Source organism: Burkholderia sp. Tr-862 (assembly GCF_011753085.1).
GTDB classification, from domain to species: Bacteria; Pseudomonadota; Gammaproteobacteria; order Burkholderiales; family Burkholderiaceae; genus Burkholderia; species Burkholderia ambifaria.
Genome location: NZ_VWWG01000025.1, coordinates 25412 through 48488, shown reverse-complemented (window position 1 = coordinate 48488; position 23077 = coordinate 25412). Strand labels below are relative to the sequence as shown.

Annotated in this window: 21 protein-coding genes and 3 pseudogenes; 8 read left to right on the top strand and 16 right to left on the bottom strand. The window is 67.1% G+C overall.

From position 1 onward, the window contains the following. Positions 1-55 precede the first annotated feature (55 nt). The 6 genes and pseudogenes from F3J14_RS10785 to F3J14_RS10765 all read right to left on the bottom strand — a co-directional run. Entirely contained in the window at positions 56-790 is a 735-nt protein-coding gene (locus tag F3J14_RS10785) for a lysozyme inhibitor LprI family protein (RefSeq protein ID WP_166722959.1), read from the bottom strand. 428 nt (positions 791-1218) lie between these two features. Beyond that, positions 1219-2130: a hypothetical protein gene (locus F3J14_RS10780; RefSeq protein ID WP_166722958.1), complete on the bottom strand. Its 912-nt coding sequence runs from the start codon at positions 2128-2130 to the stop codon at positions 1219-1221. A gap of 60 nt (positions 2131-2190) precedes the next feature. Beyond that, on the bottom strand, positions 2191-2514 hold the full coding sequence (locus F3J14_RS10775; protein ID WP_166722957.1) for a TfoX/Sxy family protein: 324 nt from the start codon (positions 2512-2514) through the stop codon (positions 2191-2193). Between the two features lie 78 nt (positions 2515-2592). Beyond that, positions 2593-4329, bottom strand: a complete 1737-nt coding sequence (locus tag F3J14_RS10770) for a site-specific integrase (RefSeq protein ID WP_166722956.1) — start codon at positions 4327-4329, stop codon at positions 2593-2595. A gap of 98 nt (positions 4330-4427) precedes the next feature. Then, positions 4428-4587: pseudogene (locus F3J14_RS35620) on the bottom strand (MFS transporter); the annotation flags it as partial. After that, positions 4570-4839: pseudogene (locus F3J14_RS10765) on the bottom strand (hypothetical protein); the annotation flags it as partial. The pseudogenes F3J14_RS10765 and F3J14_RS35620, both read right to left, overlap by 18 nt. A gap of 364 nt (positions 4840-5203) precedes the next feature. On the opposite strand from F3J14_RS10765, the gene F3J14_RS10760 reads away from it, so the two are divergent. Next, a complete protein-coding gene (locus F3J14_RS10760) occupies positions 5204-6394 on the top strand; it encodes a tetratricopeptide repeat protein (protein WP_247682183.1) in 1191 nt (396 codons plus the stop codon). 106 nt (positions 6395-6500) lie between these two features. On the opposite strand, the gene F3J14_RS10755 is transcribed toward F3J14_RS10760, so the two are convergent. Beyond that, complete coding sequence (locus F3J14_RS10755; protein ID WP_166722954.1) at positions 6501-6692, bottom strand: DUF2964 family protein; 192 nt, start codon at positions 6690-6692, stop codon at positions 6501-6503. A gap of 14 nt (positions 6693-6706) precedes the next feature. Further along, positions 6707-7186 (bottom strand): universal stress protein, encoded by a 480-nt coding sequence (locus tag F3J14_RS10750; RefSeq protein ID WP_166722953.1) that lies wholly within the window; start codon positions 7184-7186, stop codon positions 6707-6709. 374 nt (positions 7187-7560) lie between these two features. On the opposite strand from F3J14_RS10750, the gene F3J14_RS10745 reads away from it, so the two are divergent. Beyond that, a complete protein-coding gene (locus F3J14_RS10745) occupies positions 7561-8322 on the top strand; it encodes a fumarylacetoacetate hydrolase family protein (protein WP_166722952.1) in 762 nt (253 codons plus the stop codon). A 178-nt stretch (positions 8323-8500) separates the two neighbouring features. Further along, positions 8501-9913 carry a 3-deoxy-D-arabino-heptulosonate 7-phosphate synthase gene (locus F3J14_RS10740; protein WP_166722951.1) on the top strand — a complete coding sequence of 471 codons (1413 nt, stop codon included), beginning with the start codon at positions 8501-8503 and terminating at the stop codon, positions 9911-9913. 42 nt (positions 9914-9955) lie between these two features. Here F3J14_RS10740 and F3J14_RS10735 read toward each other — a convergent pair whose 3' ends face one another. The 3 genes from F3J14_RS10735 to F3J14_RS10725 form a co-directional block, all read right to left on the bottom strand. Then, complete coding sequence (locus F3J14_RS10735) at positions 9956-11008, bottom strand: AraC family transcriptional regulator (protein ID WP_166722950.1); 1053 nt, start codon at positions 11006-11008, stop codon at positions 9956-9958. Between the two features lie 148 nt (positions 11009-11156). Next, on the bottom strand, positions 11157-11483 hold the full coding sequence (locus tag F3J14_RS10730) for a hypothetical protein (protein WP_166722949.1): 327 nt from the start codon (positions 11481-11483) through the stop codon (positions 11157-11159). 32 nt (positions 11484-11515) lie between these two features. After that, positions 11516-13021 (bottom strand): hypothetical protein, encoded by a 1506-nt coding sequence (locus F3J14_RS10725; protein ID WP_166722948.1) that lies wholly within the window; start codon positions 13019-13021, stop codon positions 11516-11518. 453 nt (positions 13022-13474) lie between these two features. On the opposite strand from F3J14_RS10725, the gene F3J14_RS10720 reads away from it, so the two are divergent. Next, the gene (locus tag F3J14_RS10720) at positions 13475-15646 is read left to right on the top strand and encodes a hypothetical protein (RefSeq protein WP_166722947.1); all 2172 of its coding nucleotides are present in this window, start codon (positions 13475-13477) and stop codon (positions 15644-15646) included. A gap of 7 nt (positions 15647-15653) precedes the next feature. Further along, positions 15654-16361, top strand: coding sequence for a DUF3142 domain-containing protein (locus F3J14_RS10715; RefSeq protein ID WP_166722946.1), 708 nt, complete (start codon positions 15654-15656; stop codon positions 16359-16361). A gap of 94 nt (positions 16362-16455) precedes the next feature. On the opposite strand, the gene F3J14_RS10710 is transcribed toward F3J14_RS10715, so the two are convergent. Then, on the bottom strand, positions 16456-17292 hold the full coding sequence (locus F3J14_RS10710) for an alpha/beta hydrolase (RefSeq protein WP_166722945.1): 837 nt from the start codon (positions 17290-17292) through the stop codon (positions 16456-16458). Positions 17293-17540: 248 nt separating this feature from the next. On the opposite strand from F3J14_RS10710, the gene F3J14_RS10705 reads away from it, so the two are divergent. Continuing rightward, positions 17541-17915: a VOC family protein gene (locus tag F3J14_RS10705; protein ID WP_166722944.1), complete on the top strand. Its 375-nt coding sequence runs from the start codon at positions 17541-17543 to the stop codon at positions 17913-17915. An 80-nt stretch (positions 17916-17995) separates the two neighbouring features. Here the strand turns inward: F3J14_RS10705 and F3J14_RS10700 are convergent, their stop codons facing one another. Then, positions 17996-18829, bottom strand: a complete 834-nt coding sequence (locus F3J14_RS10700) for an oxidoreductase (RefSeq protein WP_166722943.1) — start codon at positions 18827-18829, stop codon at positions 17996-17998. 94 nt (positions 18830-18923) lie between these two features. On the opposite strand from F3J14_RS10700, the gene F3J14_RS10695 reads away from it, so the two are divergent. Then, positions 18924-19895, top strand: a complete 972-nt coding sequence (locus tag F3J14_RS10695; RefSeq protein WP_166722942.1) for an AraC family transcriptional regulator — start codon at positions 18924-18926, stop codon at positions 19893-19895. 30 nt (positions 19896-19925) lie between these two features. Here the strand turns inward: F3J14_RS10695 and F3J14_RS10690 are convergent. Beyond that, positions 19926-20084: pseudogene (locus F3J14_RS10690) on the bottom strand (galactose-1-epimerase); the annotation flags it as partial. A gap of 205 nt (positions 20085-20289) precedes the next feature. Then, entirely contained in the window at positions 20290-20958 is a 669-nt protein-coding gene (locus F3J14_RS10685; RefSeq protein WP_166722941.1) for a hypothetical protein, read from the bottom strand. 394 nt (positions 20959-21352) lie between these two features. On the opposite strand from F3J14_RS10685, the gene F3J14_RS10680 reads away from it, so the two are divergent. After that, on the top strand, positions 21353-21676 hold the full coding sequence (locus F3J14_RS10680; protein WP_166722940.1) for a hypothetical protein: 324 nt from the start codon (positions 21353-21355) through the stop codon (positions 21674-21676). A gap of 35 nt (positions 21677-21711) precedes the next feature. Here F3J14_RS10680 and F3J14_RS10675 read toward each other — a convergent pair whose 3' ends face one another. Then, entirely contained in the window at positions 21712-23004 is a 1293-nt protein-coding gene (locus tag F3J14_RS10675) for an MFS transporter (RefSeq protein ID WP_166722939.1), read from the bottom strand. Between the last annotated feature and the right edge of the window lie 73 nt (positions 23005-23077).

Here is a 23077-nt window from a genome sequence, read left to right as displayed (position 1 = left end):
AGTCTTCCGAACGCGGCGTATGCCGCGCGCGGGTGTTGTCGGTGACGGAGTGAATCTATTTGCCGTCCCCAGGAAGCAACGGCTTCGAACCTAGCGAACCCACGAACTGGCCGATTCTCTCGCCGTATGCGCGACGCAAGCAGTCAAGGTTCTGGCCACATTGATGCCGAGTAGCGAGCCAGTCTGACTCTGATTGCCGGAGAGATTCTGGATCCGAGACGGTTTGCAATGCAGCCACATACAACTGAGCCAACCTCCGGTCCATTGCTGCCAAACCTGGGTCGTGACAGATCGCCGATTCGTCAACGCGCGATGCTTGCGAGCAGTCGAAACTGGTCGCGAACGTATGCGCTTGCAAAGCATGATCAGCCGGCACTTCGGAGGCTCCGCCGTTTTGTTCAGATATTTCGGATACCGAGGGCTCGGAATCGGACATACCGGATGCTGATGGAACCGCTGCATGCGCCGCCGACAGAGAATTCTCGTTCGCCGGTCGAACTGCATCTACAGAGGGAAGATCCCCGGCTGTCGGACCTTCGTGAGTCACTTCGTTTCGAGTCGGTTGCGCATCTGAATCCGATACCCGGTTAATCATTAACCCAAATGAAAATAAACCGATACCACACAACAAAATCTTTCCTGACCGGACAAAATTTCTAGAATCCGGCTCATTATTCTTATAGCCAGTCTTGAATCTCCGATCCACCTTACGGCTGTCTATAAAGCCCCCGATACCGATCAGTGACGCAAGCACACCCATACCAAGCAGGCTGTTACCAATTATTGCCATATGGTTTCCCCGATGCGAATTTTGTGATGTATTTTTTCAATGTGACCTTCGGGGCGGCATCAGAGCAATTCGAGCAGATCCGCATTGGCCCTCTCAAGCATTACCGACCATTGTCCCACGTCGCCCTTTAGCTACCCTTCGTTCGATCACGATGGATTTTATTCCACATTCATTCGGAAGTTTACAAGGCGAACTTCCGTCGAATTCTCCGATTCTGCGTAGTCACACCCCAAAAAACAGACAGCACGCGGGTTATTTGGTGATATCCGGATAGTGCGAATAATCGCCGCCCGTCAGGACGTCGGGAAAAATTGTGTTGAATTGTGTCTGCAACTCACACCCGAGTATCCTTCCACATCACTCCAGCCGCGTGGGTGCCGTTCCCAAAGCTGTCCGCTCGCTGCGCTCCATCGCGCATTCGCGCCGCCCTACCGCGCCGCCTGCTGCCGCTGCACCTCCTGTGCTTTCATCTGCAGATACGCGCCCCGCTCGACTTCGTGCAGTTGCTGCGGGTACTGCTCGGTGGCGTCGAACCAGCGCGCGAGGCGCTGGTCGAGCGGTTTGTCGAGCGTCGCGAGATACGTGTCGATCGCGAGGTAGTAGCGCATCGTGTTGCGCTCCAGCAATCCGCGCACGCCGCCGATGTATTGCGGCTGCGCCGTCGATGCGCCGCTCGCGACCGTGAACCCGACCTTGTCGCTGCCGGCCGTCGCGAGGTAGGTCTTCATCGCCATGCGGCCGACCGTGCCGAAGCCGTACGAATACGTGAGGTGCAGGAACGTGCGCGATGCGCCGATCGGCACGGCCTCCAGCGCGATCCGGTAGTCCTTCGTGCCCATCGGGCCGCTGTCGGCGGTCAGGTCGACCTGGAAGTAGTCGGGCGTCGCGGCGGCCACGCCGTAGCGGAACTGCACGCGATAGGTATCCGACAGCTTCTGCTCGATCTTGCGGCCGAGGTTCACGTCGAGCACCGGGCCGCTGCTGCCGGTCGATGCATGGCAATACTTCGTGTTCAGGTGCAGGATCAGCACCGCGCACCAGTTGGCCGGGCCCTGCGCGGGATCGTTGAGCTTGCCGTTCACGACGGAGAACGGATAGTCGACGATCGCGTAGATGTCGCCCTTCAGCGATGATGACGCCTCGGACGATTCGAGGTACAGCGGGCGGTGGAACGGGTTGTTCTTCAGCTGCTCGCCGAGGCTGTGATAGCGGTCGAGCAGCGCCGCCGCACCGTCCGCGCCGAACGATAGCGCACTCCAGCCGACGCATAGCGCCGCGACGAGCGCGTGCCATGCGCGGCGAGCGTATCGCGAGGCTTGCGGGTGTCGGGTTGTCTCCATTCTTGTGCTCCAGTGCGGCGTGCGGGGTTGGCGCGCCTGTTTCACGGAAGATGCTGACCGCTATCGGCTTCGCTTCACCGGGACCGGCAATTGCGCGGCGGTGATCCGGATCAGCGTCGACAGCCATTCGCGGTCGTCCCAGCGTTCGCCTCCGATGACGAGATGCGGCTTTGCTGCCGGATACGGTGGAGCTTCGTCGCAGGTGCCGACAAACGCACGCCCGTCCGATGTCGGCTTGACGAACAATCGGTCGTCGCACACCAGCGCGACCATCTTGCCGTCACAGTAGATCCCGTATTCGCCGAACATTTTGCGGGCCGACACCGTGCCGGCCAAGGCCATCTGCTCGACGATGAAATCGACGGTTCCCTGACTCGATGCCATTCACCCGCTCCGTGACCGAATAACCGTTCTGACCGTCATCGATGCCGTGTCGTTCCGTTCAATCCGCTCGCGTCCCGCCTATTTGTCAGCCGAAAACGCACTCGACATCTGCCGCGCCCGCTTCACGTCATCCCCGTGCAGATAGATCGACGTCGTCGAGATCGACGCATGCCGCAGGTTGTCGCGCACCGTCGTCAACTCGGCCCCCCGCGCGAGCGCGTGCGTCGCATGCGTATGCCGCATCCAGTGCGGGCTCGCCCGCCGCAGCTTCTGCGCGAGCGCCGGGTTGTCGGCATCGACGAGCGCGGCCGTCTGCGCGAAGAACCGCTGCATCACCTTCCACAGCCGCACGCTCGTGATCGCGGCGGCGCCGTCTTCCGCGAGGCTCGGAATCAGCGGCGTATCGGGCCGCCAGCGCACCGGCGTGACCGGCAGCCGGCGCGCGACCAGATAGCGATCGAGCGCCGTGCGCGCGAGCGGCGGCAGCGCGACGCGCGCGGCCTTGCTGCCTTTGCCGATCACCTTCAGCCACGCGTCGCCGTGCGCGTCCGTATCGATGTCGCCGAGCGTCGCGCCGACCAGCTCGCTCGCGCGCAGTCCGGTCGCATAGCCGAAATCGAGGATGAAGCGCAGCCGTTGCGCGGCGGCCGGCGTCCAGCCGGATCCCGGCGCGCCGGACGGCTTGTCCTTGCGAAACTCGAGCCCGTCCGCGATTGTGCGCACAAGCAGCCACTCGCCTTCGGTGAACGCATGTGACGTGTCGAGCGCATTCGCGCCGCGCGTGTCGCGCACCTTGACGCCCGCGAACGGATTCGCGAGCAGGTAGCGCTGCTCGATCAGCCAGCGGAACAGCGCGCCGAGGACCGACAGCGTGTACGCGGCCGAGCGCGCGGACAGCCCGCCCGAAAACGGCCGCCAGTCCGGCGCGCCGCGCGGCCGCACGGGGCCGACCCAGCGTTCGTGCGGCGTCGGGCGCCGGATGAACGCGCGATACGCAACCGCATCCTCGGTCGTCAGCGACGACAGCGCACGGCCGCGCTCGACGATCGCCCACAGGATCAGCCGCTCGGCCTCCTTCCGGTACGCGCGCCGCGTCGCGGCCGATTCGTGCAGCGACAACCACGCGTGCACGGCCGCGTAATCGTTGTCCGCATCGAGCGTGCTGGTGGCACGCGGCGCGCGGAACGTGCCGGCCGATCCGTCGACCTCGTGCGGCAGCTTCAGTTGCTCCCACGGCACGATGCTGCCACGCGGCGTCGCGGCGATCAGCGCGCGCGCCCGCTCGGTCAGGTCGGGATGCGCGGAAAAGAACGCCTCGATATGCCGCGCACTCGCCACACCGAGCCCCGCGATCGCGCGCCACCACTGGCGCCGGCGCGGAATCCGCACGGTCAGGTCGGCCAGCGTCGCGATCCCGTGCGCACGCAGCGCGACGACCGCACGCGCCGGCAGCCACAGGCCGACGTCGTCGCTGATCTGCGGCACCGGCGCGCGCGCATGGCGCAGCATGCCGATCGCATCGGTCGCGGCCTTCGCCATCTGCATGCGCTCGCTGTCGGCATGGCCGAGCTGCTCGGCGAGATCGGGCCGTCCGGCCTGCCGCGCGACACGCACGAGGCGACGCCGAATTGCGCCGATCACGCCGCGCGCCGACCGCCCGTCGCCGAGCCGACCGGGCAGGTAGCGCTCGACGGCCTGGCGCACGGTCATGCCCGCGTACCACGCACGCAGCGCGGCCAGTTCGTCGGCGTCGGGAAAGCCCGCGAGCGCGGGCGCGGAATCGGAGGAAGGCGGCAGGGCGAGGCGCGGTGTCATGGGCGCAAGTTTGACAGAACTGCGCACGGTCGCAAACGCCCGAAGCGCGGTACGCGCCCCGCGCGATGCCGGACGCTGCCGGTATCGCTTAACAGCACTCAGCCCGCCACGGGCGGGCGCCGCACTTCCGACAGGTAGATGAGGATCCGCGACACGCACATGATCCCGTACCGGAACATGAAGCAGGTCGTGCGTGCGCGCGCGCAGCAGGTCGAGCAGCATGCCGAACAGGATCGGCAGCAGGAAGCTGCCGAGCCCGCGCCGGCACTGGTACGAACGCCGCGCGTCGTCGTCCTCGACGATCGAGCGCCAGGCGTCGACCGGCGCGAGCGTGCGGCGGCGTTCGCGCCACTGCTTCACCAATGCGCTGCGCACCACCGGATGCTTCGGACGGCTCGCGCTTTACAGATAGTAGGAGAACGAAGCACCGTGCGAGCAGCCGCACGGTTCGTGGTTCAGCATGTCGGGCCGCGTGCGCGGGTAATCGGTCTGCCGGGTTTCCCAGGTGACGTGGAGAAATCACGCAATCTGCCCAGGAAATGGCGCATGGGGGATCGCGTTTCTCCGGTCTTTTCGCAAACCCTGATTATTCAAGGAAATGAAACACCGGTTGTAAAGGGCCATCGGATTTCGATCGCCGCCGATTGAGCGGTACCACCTGTTATGCTGCGCCCGGGCGCTCCGCTGCACCTGCCCGTCCGTTTCCCTCTGGATCGGTCGGGCGCAATCCCCCTCGAATGCCATTGAATGAACGGCGATTCCCGTCGGGTAATCGCCGGCCCGCAGCATGCTGTTTATAGAAGACTGCGCAATGCATTCGATGGTTTACCGGCCGTCGGTCAATAACACCTTTACCTATAAGAACCGCATTTTCATGACATCACGCTTTTTCACCGCATGCATTGCCGCCGTCATCGGCTGCGCCACGCTGCCCGCCGCTCACGCCCGCACCTACATCACGCCGGCGACGTCGCTCGGCAAAGGCGCTTACGTCCATCAGTTCGTGCTGCGCGACCCGGTCACGCACCAGCCGCTGCCGAATGCGCGCTACCGGCTGTTCCTGCCGGGCCAGGTCATCGCTGGCCTGCCGGTCAAGCCAGGCCAGCACGACAGCGTGGTCTTCGGCACGACCGACGACGCCGGCCGCACCGTGCGGATCCGGCTGCCGAAATCGCATCCGCAGAAGCAGTGGGTGTTCAACCCGGTCATCGGCGACGGCGACCTGGGCGAATCGTTCCGGCTGGTCGATGCGGCCGGCGACGCGCCGCTCGGCGGCTTCCCTTACCTGCTGGACGTGGAGCACGAATATCTGGCGTGCGGCCACTCGGACGCGAACGGCTACACGTACTACGCGCAATCACGCACGCCGCGCACCGTCAATCTGTACACCGGGATGCTGGGCGGATCGGCCGACACCGACTGGTGCGCGGGCCCCGGCGCCGCCATTGCGAACAGCGCGAACGAACCGGGCGCGCCGGACCTGTACACGCAATATCTCGGCAGCCTGGTCGCCAACGGTGACCGGATCGGCAGCGAATTGCGCCAACAGATCGTCGTCAAGCTGCTGTCGCTCGCGACCGCCGAACGCGACGCCGGCCGCGTGGCCGCCGTGCTTGACCTCGGCGAGATCCCCGACGACCGCCTGAACGACACCGGCTATCGGCTCGTCGACGCGGGCGTCGCAGTCGATCGCGGGCTGGCGATGATCGACACGCATCTCGCGAAATCGCCCGACGATGCGTATGCGCTCGACAGCAAGGGTTGGGCGCTGTATCGGCTCGGCCGCAACGACGAAGCGCTCACGTGGTTCGACCGCTCGATCGCGATCTTCGAGAAGAATGGTAAAGAGGATAGCGACACGCGCGAAGCCTGGGCGACCGGCCTGACGCACAAGGGCGAGGTGCTGTGGAAGCTGGGCCGCCAGGATGAAGCGCGCGACGCGTTCGCGCAGGCGCGCAAGATTCAGCCGAAGAACACGGAACTGGCGGAAACGTTGAAGCGGCTGGATGTGCAGGAAAAACCTGCCGAGGCCGGTGCGTCAGCGTCCGGTACGACCGGCACGTGACACGTCACAGGCCCGCCACACACGGCAGGCAGTGATCGTCGGACACCGCCGGTCACTGCCGGGCGCCGGCACGTGCCCTGACAGGAAGACCGGCGCCTTCCCCGCCTCACCCTTCGCCCTTGGGCCCCGGGTTGAGCATCACGACGAAACCGGCGACGCCGATGATCATCGCGATCGCACCGCCGCGCAGCGCGATCGCTTCGTCGAACAGCAGCCCGGTTACGACGGCCATCATCCCCGCGAGCGACACGAACACGGCGATCGCCGCGACGACGATCCGGTACTGGCGACGTATCATCGCGCGCCCCCGCGTCAGGCCGCCGTGGCGGACGCCGGCACGTCGCCGTCGTCGCCGCGAATCAGCAACACCGGGCACTGCGAGCCGCGCACGAAGCGCTCGGCGACGCTCCCGAGCAGCACGCGCCGGATGCCGCGCCGCCCGTGCGTGCCGACCACCGCGAGATCGATGCCATGCTCCTTCACGTAACGCTGCAGGCGCTCCGCGATGTCCTCGCCGATGCTCTCGGTCTCGACGAGTTCGCCCTCGCCCTTCGCACCAGCCAGCGCGATGATCTGTTCGGCTTCACGCAGCACCTTGCGCCCGTCGTCGCGGATTTCCTCGACGAGCGCGTGCGGATCGAAGCGGCCCGCGTACGTGAACAGCACCGACTTGTCGACCACGTACACGACGCTGACGTGCGTATCGCCCGCCAGCGCCACCTTCACGGCCTCGGCAAGCGCCTGTTTCGACGAAGCGCTGCCGTCGATGGCCACCATGATCTTCTTGTACATACGAACCTCGCTGGGGTGAGTTGCCGCGCGCGGTGGCGCGTGGCCATGTCCCCATCATCGGCCGACGGCGGGTTCGAAGGTTGACGGCGATCAAGGTCCACCCGACGCCGGTCGTGCGGCAAAGCGCCACGTGGTTCCGGTGATGCAAGCGATGGCGGCCATGGCCGCGCGGACCAGCTTCCGGCCGGCGCAACGACGGGGATGCTTTGAATACATGCGCCGCGACGTTGCCGGCGCGCCCGCCTCCCTGCCGCGGGGATCCATTCAGCCGCGCCGCGCAACCGAGCAGCCATGCCGCCGAAGGCGCTATCATCAGAGCTGCGATCTTCGTCCGGCCCCTTTTTGCCGGTTCACTTTCAACTCGCTCAACCGACATGACAACGACTACCGAACGCGTGGACGGCGCCGCCCAGCATCTCGTCGCCGCCCGCCATGCCGGCGTGCCCGGCCCGCTGTTGCCCGACGCCTTCCGCCCCGAGAACGTCGACACCGCGCTCGCGATCCAGCATCGCGTCGCCGATCTGCTCGGCGAAACGATCGGCGGATGGAAATGCGCATTGCCCCCGCCCGACCGCGTGATCGTCGCGCCGATCTTCGCGTCGACGATTCGCGAAGCCGATGCGCCGTACCGCGTCGTCGGCGGCCCGATCGTGCGGATCGAGCCGGAAATCGCGTTCGTGCTCGAGCGCGACCTGCCCGCCCGCGCGCAGCCGTACGACGAAAACGATGTGCGCGGCGCGATCCGCGAAGTGCGCATCGTGCTGGAGGTATTGGGCTGCCGCTATGCGGAGCCTGCGCGCGCGTCGAAGTTCGAACTGCTCGCCGACGGGCAGTTCAACCAGGGGCTGTGCGTGGGCCCGGTCGTGCCGGACGGGCTGAACGTGCCGCTCGAGACGCTCGCGCTGTCGTTCGAGGGCGCACTGAATCGCACGATCGACGGCCGCCATCCGGACGGCGATCCGCTCAAGCCGCTCGTATGGCTGGTGAATTTCCTGGCGTCGCGCGGTGACGGCGCACGCGCCGGCCAGATCGTGACGACCGGCTCGTATGCAGGCGCGATCGACGTGCCGCTCGGCGACGCGCTGACCGTGCGCTTCGGCGAGCTCGGCAGCCTGTCGGTGACGCTGACGGCGTAACCGGCCGCACGGGCGGATCACGCGAGCGGCCGGCAACGACTGCTTCAGCGTGATGCGCAATGCAGTTGGCCGGCTGACCCGCCGGCCGGTTTCGTCCGGTCCGGCGTGATAACGTTGCACATCGTCGCCCGCGGTTCGAACCGCGGGCACGCGAACCGCTTTCACGCCCATACCCGCCATGTCGCTGACACCGCTGCCCGCCCTGCTCGACGAAATCCTGCTCACCGTCACGCGCCGCTACCGGCTGCCGCCGTTCGACGGCGCGTCGACGCCAGCCGATGCCGCGAACCCGGCGGCGACCCTCGCGCGCGTGATCGAGGACGCACGCCGGATGCTGACTGACGGCCGGTCTCCCGGCACGGATCTGCGGCAGCGCTTCATCGATGCCCTTGCGCACATGATCCGCGCTGCGATGGATGCGCATTCCGGCGATCACGCGTTTCAGGCGTCGGTCCTGCGGCACGACGCGCCGAGCGTGCGCGAATACGCATCGCTGCACGCGCACGCCGAGCAGGACCGGCGCGCGCTGCACTCGGCGGTCAACGCGATCGCGCACCCCGCCAAACTCGAGCGCAGCGCCCAGGCGTGGCAACGCGACGGGCTCGCGCGGTTGCATGCGGCCGCAACGTCCGCATCGTGGGGCGAACTCCATGCCACGCTTGAGCAACTGCTCGCGCTGCCCGGCATGGCGACCGACACCGCTTTCGAGCAGGACATCGTGAAGTTGAAGGACGGTGCCGCACTCGAACGCCTGCTGCATCTCGACGCGCTGGCATCGGACGAGCACGTCCGTCGATACCGCGCGCTGTGGGTCCGGCAAGGGCCGCTCGAAGGCAGCACGGTCGCTGTCGCGCAGGGCGTTGCGTCCCAACAGCGCGGCGCGGCCGTCGAAGCGCTGGCCGCGCAGGCGCTTAACGCACTGGCCCGCCGGCTCGACGCGGTCGACGAGCGGCGCACGTACCGCGTGGTCACGTCGATGCGCGTGCCGTCATCGATACCGGGCCGCCACGACCGCGCAAAGACCGAATGGGACGCGATCCTGCTCGAACGCACGCGCGGCGACGAAGCGGCGCCCGTGTGGAACGTGCGCTTCCTCGTCGAGGCGAAGGCGTCGGCGGATGCCGCGACGACCGATTTGCCGCGACTGCTGCGCGGCCTGAACCTGCTCGCGCAGGCCGACGCGGACACGATCTATTCGTTCGAGACGCACCAGGGCACGGTGCGCGTGCACGGCGCGTCGCTGCGCGCATTGACGACCGACGACGCGGCGCTGCAACGGGAAGTACTCTATTGCTGCGATGCGTCCACGGATGCGACGCCGCGCTTGCTGGGCGCCGCGAGCCGGATGCAGTTGCTGTCGGCGCAGGCGAGCCTCGAATATGCGAGCGCGCTCGCGCGGCAGCCCGACGCCGATCCGTCCGGCCTGGGCGTCATCTGGCAGGCGCTGCTGACGCAGCCGCAATGGCATGCGGTGCTGCATCAATACCCGTCGTTGCGGCAGGTCCGCGAACTGATGGTGGCAATCGACGACTTGCGCGCCGCGATCGACGACGCAGACGAAGGCGGCGTCGCGAGCAGCGCGTGCGCGTGATGCCCGAAGCGGGCCGCCGCACGACCGCGACGCGCGGCCCGCTCAGTTGGTGAGCACGCCGAACGGCAGCGTCCATCCCGCCAGCCGGCCGCCGTCGCCCCATCGATCGTCGGCCGCATCGCACGGCAGCAGCACCGGCGCGGCCGCACACTCGAGCGTTTCCTTCGGCGTATGGCCGAACTCGGCCTTGAACAGCCGGTGGAAATACTTCTCGTCGGGAAAACCGTGCGCCCATGCGATTTCCGCGATGCGCTGATGGCGGCGCTGCGGATCGCCCAGCACATGGTATGCGTGACGCAATCGCCTGCGCGTGATCTGCCGCATCACGCCGCCCTCTTCCTTGAACAGCTGATAGAGCCGTGCCCTCGATACGCCGATGTCCCGGCAGATCCGGTCGGGCGTCAGGTCGGGTTCCAGCAGGTGCATGTCGATGTAGCGCCGCACGCGCTCGACCAGCGCGTTGTCGATCGGGCCGCGCGCGTCGTCGAGTGCCTGGGCGCTCGGCGCAACCGCCGCCGCCAGCAGCAGCAACAATGATTGCACGACGCTCGGCACGTCGTGCATGCGCAGGTCCGGCAGGTTCCGGAACAGTGACAGCATCTGGTCGCCGACCAGGCGGCCCACGCCGCTCGTCAGCGTCTGCCCGTGCGCCCGCGCCGCATGGCTCGGCAGCAGGTATCTGGGCACGACCAGGCTGATCACGTCGCCGGCGTCGACCCGGCAGTCGTTGATCTGCGCGACGTCGTACACGAACACGTCGCCGGCGCGCTTGATCAGCTCAGGGCCGCCGGTATGGCTCGCGAGCCGGCCGCCGAGCAGCAGCGTGAAGCGAATCGAATCCTGCCCGTCGAGCCGGATCCGCCGGGTGGTCCGGTGAACCGTATAGGTCGGCGCGCGCGAGCGCCATTGCCGGCCCGACAGGATCAGCGGGCCGAGCGCGGCGCCGCTCGCTTGCGCGTCGAACGGGCCGTGGCCGCCGGCGTCATCCAGCCGGTAGTCGCACAGCATGTCCTTGACCCACACGTGGAACCGGTCCGGCTCGGGGTAATCGGTCGTGCGAAACTTGAAAACAGGGACGAATGCCGCTTGATCCATGACGGTTTTTTTATCGAGCCGACGGGAAGGGATGAATCGGTTCGTTGATTATCGGACCAAATTGCGCCGGCGCAAGGCCGGCGCGGCATATCGTCCACCTAAGCGGTCGACCGACGCCCTGCGGTGGGCGTCGTCGTGATCGCGGCCATCAGCGTTGCGGATGGCACTCCCAGTCGTTGTACGTCGGCCGATCGATCGGCGTGAGCCCCGGAATCATGAACACCGTACAGCCGAAACGCCGCCCCTTGCCCGTCGTCGCGGCGTAACTCACCTTCTGGCCACCCAGCCCGTCCTTCTTCCCGTACTGCACGTTGGCGATGGTGATCTCGTCGGACGACGCGAGCCCGAGCGTCTTCGCGGTCGACGTCTGCACGTCGACCATGTTCATCTGCGTCGTGCCGCACGCGGACAACACGAGGCCCGCGACCGCGGCGCCCAGCGCGGTCCGGACGGTGCAATGCAAGGTTTGCTTCATCACTTCTCCTTCGGTTTCCCGCGCAACGCGATTTACGTGCCCGGGGTATAGAAACTGGACTGCAGCTGGCTGCCGATACTCGCGACATACGACTGCCAGATGAGCGCCATCGACCCCGTGCCGTTGACGGCCAGCGCCGGCCACGATGCGCTCTGCGCCGCCACCGTCGACGCGCTCCACGCCCCTTTCCGGTAGGTGGCCGCGATGACGGCCGACGCGCCCGGCAAGCCCGTGTCCTGCCATGCAGCCGTCACGTTGCCGCCCGCGTCGATCACCAGCGGCGGATACTGGGGGGCCGCCCCATTCAGGTGCTCCGTCAGCCGCTGCAGCGGCCCCCAGTTGCCGCTGGCATCGGACACGCTCGCCTGCAGGACGGCGCCCCCTTCGGCCCACATCGCGGCGGCCACGCCGTTTTCGTTGACGGTCAGCATCGGCGTCGCGATGAACCCCGTCGGCTCCGCGATCGCCGGCGCGACGGGCTGCGCGGGCTGCCACCCGGTGCCGGCCACGTAGCGTTGCGACATCGTCGCCGTGAGGATCTGCCCGCCCGTCACGTCGAGCTGCCCCCAGAGCAGCGTGATGTTGCCTTTCGTGTCCATGCCGGCCACCGGCGAGATGATCGTCGTGAACAGGCTCGAGTTCGAGACGGCCTGGTTGACGTCGGTCCAGCCGTTGGTCGCATCGTACGTGGCCGTCCACAGCGCCGACTTCGTATGGTTGGTCTGCCGCCACGCGAGCACCGCGCGGCCGGACGGCAGCACCGACATCATCGGCCTCACGTTGTCGGTATCGCCGGTCACCGCACCGGGCCCGGTCTGCACCGGCATCTGGATCAGCGCCGTCGGCGACCACTGTCCCGCCTGCGTATAACGCGTCCATGCGATGCGTGTATCGAGCAGGCTGATCGATTGCGTCCAGGCGACGAGCGCGTTGCCCTGGCTGTCGATCCCGGCCGTATAGGACGAACCGGCCATGTCCGCCGCCAGCTCGAGCGGCACGCCCCATCCGGTACCCGGGCTGTACGGGCGCGCCCACAGTGCGTACGTGTTGGGGCCCGGCATCCATTCCGTCCAGAACGCGACCGCCTGTCCGCTCGCGTTGCCGACCAGTTGCGGCTGAACCCCGGTCAGCCCGTTCATCGAATGCGACCCGTCGCTCGTGTCGAGCCGCGTCGCGCTTGCCCAGCCCGAGCCCGGGACATAGCGCGCGCCCCACATTTCGTTGCCGTTCGCGCCGGCCGGGCTGACGGTCATCCACGTGGCGAGCGCATTGCCGCTCGCGTCGATCGTCACGCTGGGGTCGCCTTCCGGTCCCTTGCCGTCCACCACGACGGCCGTCGACCAGCCGGCCTGCGGCTGCGCGGTGCCGCCGCCCGTCGGGGCGCCGCTCGAACCGCCGCCGGGCGGTGTCGTCCCGGACGGCGAGCCGGGATTGCCCGGCGCCGCCGACGACGCGCCGCCGTTCGTGGCGACGTCGTCGCCGCCGCATGCGCTCAGCGCGAGAACGGCTGACATGACCAACCATGTAATGGGTTTCATCGGAATCCTCTTGTTTTCGTTTTCCGGCATGCTCTCGTCTGCCGTTGGCCGAAACGCCGCATCGCGTCGGTCGGCCGATCGATTAGCAATACTATTGAAAAGACCCGCAAGGCGGCGGCGCCGTTTCATGCCCCCGTCAGGATCGATTCCGTCGATCGGATCGAACCCAACGCCGCCTTCTGCAGACCACCCCCGTCGGACGGCGAAGACGACCGCATGTCGTCTATCGTCGGATGTCCGTCACTGCCGGCTGCATCTTAATTCATGCGCTCCGGATTCAAGGTGGCGTTGCGTCTACAGTGAGTGGACTTCCATCTCGCCGGGCCGGCGAGCGGCGCGCCGGGCCGCCCTGCGCACGCGGGCGAACGAAGCGGCGCGTGAGGTACGATACGCGCCGAGGCGAAATGCCCGCTGAGAGAACCGGCCCTCGCGGCCCCACCCAGTACAAGAAAAATGCCGAGAAACCCGACGCTGAACCGAAACCTGCTCGCCGCGCTGGCGGCGAGCCTGCTTTGCCTGCCCGCCGCCCACGCCAGCTCGGACGACAGCTGCAACGTGCCGCCCACGCTCCGGCAGAGTACGTACTCGTGCGGCAACGTGCCGATGCTGAGTCCCGCCAACGACACGCGCATCAACGCGATGCTGATGATGGTCGACAGCGCCAAGGTCGCGCGGGTGTTTCCGGACCCGAAGACCATCCCGCCGAAAGACCGGATCAGCCAGATGATCGTGCCGTTCCCGATGGATTTTTCCGGGTGGATCGATATCGGCCAGAAGGCGCCCGACCCGACCGGCGGCGCAGCGGACGCCGCTGCGCCGTCGAACCGGTACGCCGATGGCGAAGGCAGCATCTGTCGCAGCATGGAATCAGGCGCGGACGCGTTCAACGACGCACTGGACGGTGCCGGCGGCCTTCCCCCCGACGAAGCCGCCCGCCTGCGCGCGGCGCGCGCCGACATCGCGCAGAAAACCTGTGCCGCGGGCGGCGCGAGCGCCGCCTGGACGAAGCCGCCGGTCAAGTCGCCGCTCGGCCAGCAGTTCGCCGCGTACCTCGACGGCACGAACGCGTTCTACCGCGCCGACTTCCTCACCGCGACCCGGGCCTTCGCGAGCGCATCGCACAGCGCGAACCCGTGGCTGAAGGAAACCGGCCTCTATATGGCCGGGCGCGCGCAACTGAACGCCGCGCAGGCCAACGCATTCGACAACGACAGCCCGACGCCGTCGCGCGCGCGCGTCACGAAGGTGTCGCTCGACGCCGCGAACACGGTGTTTCGCACCTACCTGAAGGTGTATCCGCAGGGGCGCTATGCGGTTTCCGCCACCGGGCTGCTGCGGCGCGTCGCGTGGCTCGGCGGCGACGTCGCGCAGCAGGCTGACCTCTACGGCCACGCGCTCACGCGCTGGTCGCCGGCGACGTCGAACGTGCCGCTGATGCAGCTCGCGAACGAACTCGACAGCAAGCTGCTGTTCGGGTCGGAACTCGACGTGCGCCAGATCCAGTCGCCGACCGTGCTCGCGACCGTCGACCTGCTCCGCATGCGTACGTCGGACAGCAGCGACTCGAGCCGCGGCAAGCCGCTGACGCTGGACGATCTGCAGGCGCAGAAACCACGCTTCGCGAACGCGCCCGCGCTGTACGACTACCTGCTTGCCACCTGGTATGTGCAGATCGGGCACAAGCCCGATGCCGCGCTCGCGTTGCTGCCGCCCGCGCCCGCCGTGCCGCTCGACTACTTCGGCCTGAGCCAGCAGGCGCTGCGCGCGTTCGCGCTGGAGGATAGCGGCCAGGGCGACAAGGCGCGCCAGCTGTGGCGCGACCTGATTCCGCTCGCGAAATTGCGCTTCCAGCGCGAGGCGCTGGAACTCGCGCTCGCGATCAACCTGGAGCAGGCCGGGCTCGTCAACGACGTGTTCGCCGACGATTCGCTCGTGCAAAACGCCGCGATCCGGGCCGTCCTGCTGCAGCGCACGGCCAATGCGGACCTGCTGCGCACGCAGGCGCAGAACCAGGCGACCGGCGGCGCGCTGCGCGACACCGCGCTATACACGCTGCTGTACAAGGAGCTCACGCGCTCGCACTACGCCGACTTCATCGCCGATACCGCGTTGGTGTCCGGCGCGCCCGCCGATCCGTTGAAACCGTTCATCGCCGCCGGCGCCCGGAACGAAGACGGCTACGTGTGCCCGTCCGCGCGCGAGATCGCCGCGGCGCTGCAGCAGAATCCCGCCGATGCGAAAGGATTGAACTGCCTCGCCGATTTCGTGCGCCTTCATCCGCCCGCGGCCGGCCTCGAAAGCGACCCGGTTCCGCCGTGGATGCGCAACGCGTCGGCGGCGGCCGCCACGCGCGTGCCGCCGACGCTCGGCGGCGCGCCGTCGCAATTCGCGGGCAAGCCGTACGAGCGGATGTCGAGCTACGTGACCGTGATCGCCGATGCGCAGGCCAGCCCGAACGACCGCGGGTACGCGCTGTACCGCTCGATCAAGTGCTATGCGCCGGGCGGCTCCAACGAATGCGGCGGCAAGGACGTGCCGAAGAACGTGCGCAAGCGCTGGTTCGACACGCTGAAGACCGCCTATCCGGGCACCCCGTGGGCGCAGAAGCTCCGCTACTACTGGTGAGCGCCGCGTGAAGCGCATCGCGTGTGTCGCGCTGCTGCTGGCATGCCGCGTCGCGCTGGCCGGCACCGTCGATGCCGCGCGGTACGACGCGTTCTGGCTGTGGGCCGGCGTGAAGCCGCAGCCGGTCGTCGGCGGCGCGCGCACCCTGTACGTGCTGCAAGGGCAGATCGAAGCGTCGCCGCGCGACGAGTCGCAGGTACGCGTCATCGCGCAGGGCGTCGCGCTGCCGCCCGCGCCGAACGCCCGGGTGTGGCTCGTCTATCGTGCGCATACGCTGCGCTGGACGCCACGCGTGACGCGGATCATGCTCGCGCAGCTCGAGCGCTGGCGCGCGTCGGGCCGCACGATCACCGGTATCCAGATCGACTTCGACGCGCGCACGCGCCACCTGCAGGATTACCTCGAATTCCTGCGGACGCTGCGCGAGACGCTGCCCGCCGATTGCCGGCTGAGCATCACCGGGCTGCTCGACTGGAGCAGCCGCATCGATACCGACCAGGTCAACCAGCTCAGGGGGATCGTCGATGAAGTGGTCGTGCAGACCTACCAGGGGCGCCGCACGATCCCCGACCATGCGGCCTACCTGCCGCGCGTCGCACGGCTGCAGTTGCCGTTTCGCATCGGCGTGATCCAGGGCGGCGAGTGGGACGCCCCGCCGTACCTCGCGGCAAATCCATGGTTCCGCGGCTACGTCGTATTCCTGCGCAACGACTAGCGGGCGAAAACGCGGTGGCCGCATCCCGCCCGCACAATGGCGACGCAGCCGCCGAAGCAGGCATGCGTCGCTACCCGTTACACCGTTTACACCGTTACGCCTGCACGAAAGCCAGCAGGTCGGCGTTGAGGACGTCCGCGTTGATCGTCAGCATGCCGTGCGAGTAACCCGGATAGGTTTTCAGCGAGCCGTTCTTCAGCAGCTTGATCGACTTCAGCGCGGCATCCGCGATCGGCACGATCTGGTCGTCCTCGCCGTGCAGCACGAGCGTCGGCACGGTGATCGCCTTCAGGTCCTCGGTCTGGTCCGTTTCCGAAAAGGCCTTGATCCCTTCGTAGTGCGCCTTCGCGCTGCCGATCATGCCCTGGCGCCACCAGTTCTGGATCACGCCCTGCTGCACCGTCGCGCCGGGCCGGTTGAAGCCGTAGAACGGGCCGCTCGGCACATCCACGAAGAACTGCGCGCGATTGTCGGCGAGCGCCTTGCGGAAGCCGTCGAACACCTCGAGCGGCAGGCCTTCCGGGTTCGCGTCCGTCTTCAGCATCAGCGGCGGCACCGCGCTGACCAGCACCGCCTTCGCGACGCGGCCGGCCGGCTCGCCGTGCCGGGCCACGTAGCGCGCGACTTCGCCGCCGCCGGTCGAGTGACCGATGTGCACCGCGTTGCGCAGGTCGAGCGCCTCGGCCACCGCAAACGCGTCCGCCGCGTAGTGATCCATGTCATGGCCGTCGGACACCTGCGCCGAGCGGCCGTGCCCGCGGCGATCGTGCGCGATCACGCGATAGCCTTTCTGGACGAAGAACAGCATCTGGGCATCCCAATCGTCGGACGACAGCGGCCAGCCATGGTGGAACACGATCGGCTGTGCATCCTTCGCGCCCCAGTCCTTGTAGAAGATCTCGACGTTGTCCTTCGTGGTGATGTAAGGCATGGCTGCAGGCTCCTTTGGGGTAGGTGAACATCGCGTGCCGGCCGAGCACCCGGGCGGGTGTCGGCACGAACCGCGGCGCGGCGGCACACCGCGCCGATCGACGCGGCACTTTCACGTTGTAGCGGAAAACTGCGACCCTGTCATGAAGCGGATTGCATCCGGTATGAACGAGGCCCGGCGGGCGGCCGCGCCGTATGGCAATATCGCGTCGGATCCGCCGTGCAGCCCCACTCACTTCAGGGACACTCATGTTCGATCACGTCAAATTCGGTGTCAGCGACTACGCAGCCAGCAAGGCCTTCTTCCTCGACGCACTCGAACCGCTCGGCGTAGCGGTCCTCGACGAAGGCGTGCCGACCTATGGCGTCGAACTCGGCATGCCGGGCAAGCCGACGCTGTGCCTGTTCCAGACCGCCGAGAAGCCGGCCCATCTTCACCTCGCATTCGCGGCCGACACGCGCGCGCAGGTCGACGCGTTCCACCGTGCGGCGCTGGCTGCGGGCGGCAAGGACAACGGCGCACCCGGCCTGCGCCCGCAGTATCACGCGAACTACTATGCCGCATTCGTCATCGGTCCGGACGGGCACAACATCGAAGCCGTTTGCTCGCGTCCCGAGGCCTGATCGTTCGATCGGGCCACGATTGACTGCATCCGCACGTCACGCAACCAACCGCGGATTCGTCACACGCAAGCCATTGCGCTTCAACCGTCCGTCGACACGGTCACCGCCTCCCACGCGCGCATCTCGTCTTCCAGCGCCGCCCATTTGGCGCGCACGAGCCGCAGCGCATCGCTGCCGAGCAACAAATGGGCCGGCGGACGGTCCGCCGCAATGACCGCGAGCATCGCGCGCGCGGCCTTCGCGGGATCGCCCAATTGCCGGCCGCTTTTTTCCTCGCGCGCCTGGCGGATCGGATCGAAGATCGCGTCGTAGTCGGCGATCGAGCGCGGCGTGCGTGCCATCGAGCGGCCGGCCCAGTCGGTGCGGAACGAGCCCGGCGCGACGGCGGTCACCGCGATGCCGAACGGCTCGAGCTCCTTGCCGAGCGTTTCCGAAATCCCTTCCAGCGCGAACTTGCTGCCGCAGTAATACGCGATGCCCGGCATCGTGATGTGACCGCCCATCGACGTGATGTTCAGAATGCGGCCGCGCCGGCGTTCGCGCATGAACGGCACGACGGCCTTCATCATCGCGACGGCGCCGAACACGTTCACGTCGAACTGTCGGCGCATCTCCGACAGCGGCGACTCCTCCAGGATGCCTTCGTGCCCGTAGCCGGCGTTGTTCACCAGCACGTCGATGGGGCCGACGCTGGCCTCGATGTCGGCGACGACGCCGTCGATGCGCTCGAAGTCGGTCACGTCGAGCACGCGCCCGATGGCCGCATGCGGGGACAGCGCTTCGAACGCCTGCCGTGCCTCGTCACTTCTCACGGTGCCGACCACCGTATGACCCGCGGCCAGCGCCTCCTGCGCGAGCGCGCGGCCGAAGCCGCTGCTGACGCCGGTGATGAGCATGAGGTTGCCGGATGCCATGTGAGCTTCTCCCAAATGTCGATCGAAGCATGCATACTAGTCTGACGATCTACGCCGAATAAGCCCGATTCTGCTGATTTTCTTGCACAAAACTATGAGCGCCACGTCCTCCTCGCCCCGATCGCCGTCGCTGCCCGCGCGCGGCCGCCAACGCCTGATCGCGTTGCTGCACGCGTTGGCGCCCGACGAAGGCTATAACCTGACCGCGCTGCCGAGCGTGCGCATCCTGCGTTCGAACCGCGCGCTGTCGCGCACGCCGGTGTTGTACGACCCGGGCATCGTGATCGTGTGCCAGGGCCGCAAGCGCGGCTATTTCGGCGGTGAACGCTATCTGTACGACGAGGATCACTATCTGGCGGTGTCGGTGCCCGTGCCGTTCAGCATGGAAACCGACGCGACGGCGGAGCACCCGCTGCTCGCGCTGTATCTGCACCTCGATTTCCCGATGGCCGCCGAACTGGCCGCGCAGATCGACCGCGCGGGGAACGCGGAGCCCGTGCAGGCGCCGAGGAGCATGATGTCGACGCCGATGGACGAAGCGATGCATGCGAGCGTGCTGCGTTTCGTCGAGGCGATGCATCGGCCGCTCGAAGCGGCGGTGCTCGGCCCGGGGCTGCTGCGCGAACTGTATTTCCGCGTGCTCACCGGCGCGCAGGGCAGCGCGATGAGAAACGCGCTGGCGATGCGAGGCCAGTTCGGCCGGATCGGCCGCTCGCTGCGCGTGATCCACGCCGACTACGCGCAGGCGCTCGATGTGTCGCGACTGGCCGGCGAGGCCGGGATGAGCGTGCCGAGCTTCCACAGCCACTTCAAGGCGATCACGCAGGTGTCGCCGATGCAGTACCTGAAGTCGACGCGACTACATCAGGCCCGCCTGCTGATGGTGCGCCAGGACCTGACCGCGGAGGCGGCCGGTTATGCAGTCGGCTATACGAGCCCGTCGCAGTTCAGCCGGGAATTCAAGCGGCTGTTCGGGCTCACGCCCGCTCAGGAGACGAAGCGCATGCGCGCGCAGTTCGCGATTCCGGCGGCGTTCGACGATGCGGTGTATGTGTCGTCGCATTGACGTGCCGCATCCTGCTGCGCCTGCACGCCGTCACCGCGCGCCCACCTTCCATACCGTCACCTCGTGCAGCGTCTGCCCCGGCTTGAGCACGGTCGTCGGGAACGACGGATGGTTCGGCGAATCGGGAAAGTGCTCGGCTTCCAGCGCGAACGCGTCGGTCTGCCGGTAGGCCGTTCCGCCCTTGCCCGCCGAACGTTGCGAACGCACAGATCGCGAGTAGCGGGCGGAGCGGCCAAAGTCGTTTCATGGAATATCTCCGAAGCCGGTTTCTTCGCCACGTGACGCAAATCGGGTACCCGCGCGGCGCCCGGAGATATGCCGATCGACGCGCTCAGGCAGCACCGCCGGCCGTCGTGCATGAACATTGACGACGGTCGACACGCGACGCTTCGCGTCAACTCAGGTCCCGATCGTCGCGCGGCCCGGTCACGGCTTCGAAATGGCCGCCTCGATCCCAGATGACGACCTTACGTGCGTCCGGCTCGTCGGACCCGAGGCTGTCCCGGTGGACGACGCCGTTCAGTTCCGATATGACTTCGACCTTCAATTTCGGCTGCACGCCGGGATCGGCGTTGATCAGATCGACCAGCCTCACTGCGGGTGCGCTGCGGGCGGAGATCTTTTCGTTGTCGGGAAGACGCACGCCCGGAGCTTTCTTGAGAATCTCGCGATACTGACGGACCAGCGCAGGATGAGACGAATCGAAGTTGCCGGTCGCATGCTGAAGCATCGAAATCAGGAAACAGTTGTTGGTGCTACCGGCGGTGACACCGTCATTCGGTACGGCGTGCATCCCTGCCCGCGTCAGCGCCCGTTCGATGCGAGGCGAGGTCATGTTCGCAGCGACGGCTTCCTGCAAGTACTCTAGCTTGCTCGAATAGAGCTGTTGGATGTCGGCCGGCAACTCGTCCCAATCGGTGATGCGGCCGCCGTGGGCCGACGCGCCGGCGTCGAAATGCTCGTCGATTGCAGGCAGGTCCTTGAGAAAGGCTTCCGTGCGGCTCTGCTCCAGCGCGAGGCGTAGTTGCGCCCGCTCTTCCGCGAGCGTGGCGGGGGGCCGCAAGTCGGTAAAGGTTCGCGAAGGCGCTGCGTGCGATGACGTCGTTGCAGTTGGCCGCTGCACGTGGACCGGCGGCCGGGGCCAGTCCACATGCAGTTGTGCGAAGGCTGAACCACGCGTCGGCGGCATCGGCGCAGATGGCGACGCCGGGCCCGCGGCCGCAAACATCCGACTCGCGGCGGTCGCTTCGGCTTGAGGGCGTCGCATCGAAACCGCGGCAATCGCCGGTGTCGCCGTGCCTGGACGCCCAGGACCCAGCATTGGCGCGGACGGCGCGCTGCGCTGCCGCGCAACGGCATCGGTGGCAGCGCGGGGTGGTGACGAAGCTAGGCCGGCAAGCGGGCCGGCCGGCCGGTGCATCGTACGGACGGTACGTGCGATGGCGTGCGCCTCATGCATGGCCTCCCAGACCGGCATCAATGCACGGGTGATTCTGCTGACCATCGACGCTCCCTCACTCAATAATTTCAGGCCGACCGTTTCCCGTCTTCAAACAAATATCGAGCCGGTCGATACGAAAGGTAAGCACGTGCGCTTGCCGATACAACGCAAACCGCGACACCGGATCGACATGCTTCGCAACCCGAAACATTACTTCGCCGAGGTCGCCATGTGCTCGGTGACCACCCGAATCCGCGTTCGGTCGAAACCACGTCGGGCGAATGCCGGCACCGGCGGCGCGGCTCGCGCATACGTGCGGCCCGGCCGCCGATGCGCATGACGCGCGGCCGGACCGCCATCCCCGTCAGCCGCGGCCTAGCGCGCCGGGCGCAACGCGAAGCCTGCCAGCGCGCCGACGATGCACAGCGCGCCCACATAAATCTCCGGCGCCTGCGGGTTCGATTTCAGCATCACGGACACGAACACCGGCGTCAGGCCGCCGAACAGCGCATACGCGACGTTATACGAGAACGAGATCCCCGAAAAACGCACGATCGGCGGAAATGCCTTGACCATGGCGACCGGGATTGCCGCCACCGCGCCGACGAAGAAACCGGATACCGCGTAGAGCGGCAGCAGCAATGACGGATCGACGGCGAGCTGCCGGAGCATGAAGAAATACGATGCACCGAGCAGCAGGCAGCCGCAGAAGATCGTGCGGGCGGTGCCAATGCGTCCGGCCACCGTACCGGCGACGATACATCCGATCGTCAGGCAGAGCGTCGCGGCCGAATTGGCCTGCAGCGCAAGCGCCGGCTCGATATGAAAACGCTTGGCGACGAGCGTCGGCGTCATCAGGATCACGACGACGATCGCGGCGGTCAGCGTCCACGTGAGCATCATCGAAACCAGCACGGCCCTGCCGTGATCGCGCAGCACCGCCTTCAACGGCACTTCGCGGGTCAGCGCCCGGCTGCGCTTCATGTCGATGAACACGGGCGTTTCATTGAGCCAGCGTCGCAGAAATGCGGACAGGATCCCGAACAGCCCGCCGACCACGAAAGGAATCCGCCACGCATACGCGCCGATGGCGGCATGCGAGTAGTGCTGGTTGATCCCCGCCGCGATCAGCGAGCCGAGCAGGATGCCGAGCGTGAGGCCGCCCGTCAGCAGGCCGCATGCATAGCCGACATGGCGCGGCGGCACGTGCTCGGACACGAACACCCACGCGCCGGGCACTTCGCCGCCCACGGCCGCGCCTTGCAACACGCGGCACAGCAGGAGCAGCACGGGCGCGGCGACGCCGATGGATGCATAGGTCGGCAGCAACCCCATCATCAACGTCGGCAGTGCCATCAGCATCACGCTCATCGTGAACATGCGCTTGCGGCCGACGAGATCGCCGAAGTGCGCCATGATCACGCCGCCGAGGGGGCGCGCGAGATAGCCGGCCGCGAAAACCCCGAACGTCTGCACCTGGCGCAGCCAGTCGGGAATCGACTGCGGGAAGAACAATTGACCGATGACCGTCGCGAAAAACACGTAAATCACGAAGTCGTAAAACTCTAGTGCGCCGCCCAGCGCGGCGAGCACCAGCGTTCGGTGGTCGCTGCCTGTCAGCGGACGGTTCGGTACAGCCGGAATGGAAAGCGAGTCTATTGAGTTCATCTGGAATGAGGTCTGGAGTCACGGACGGCGCGTCAAGCCAAGGACGTGCTACTCGCTCAAAACACCCGCGCGA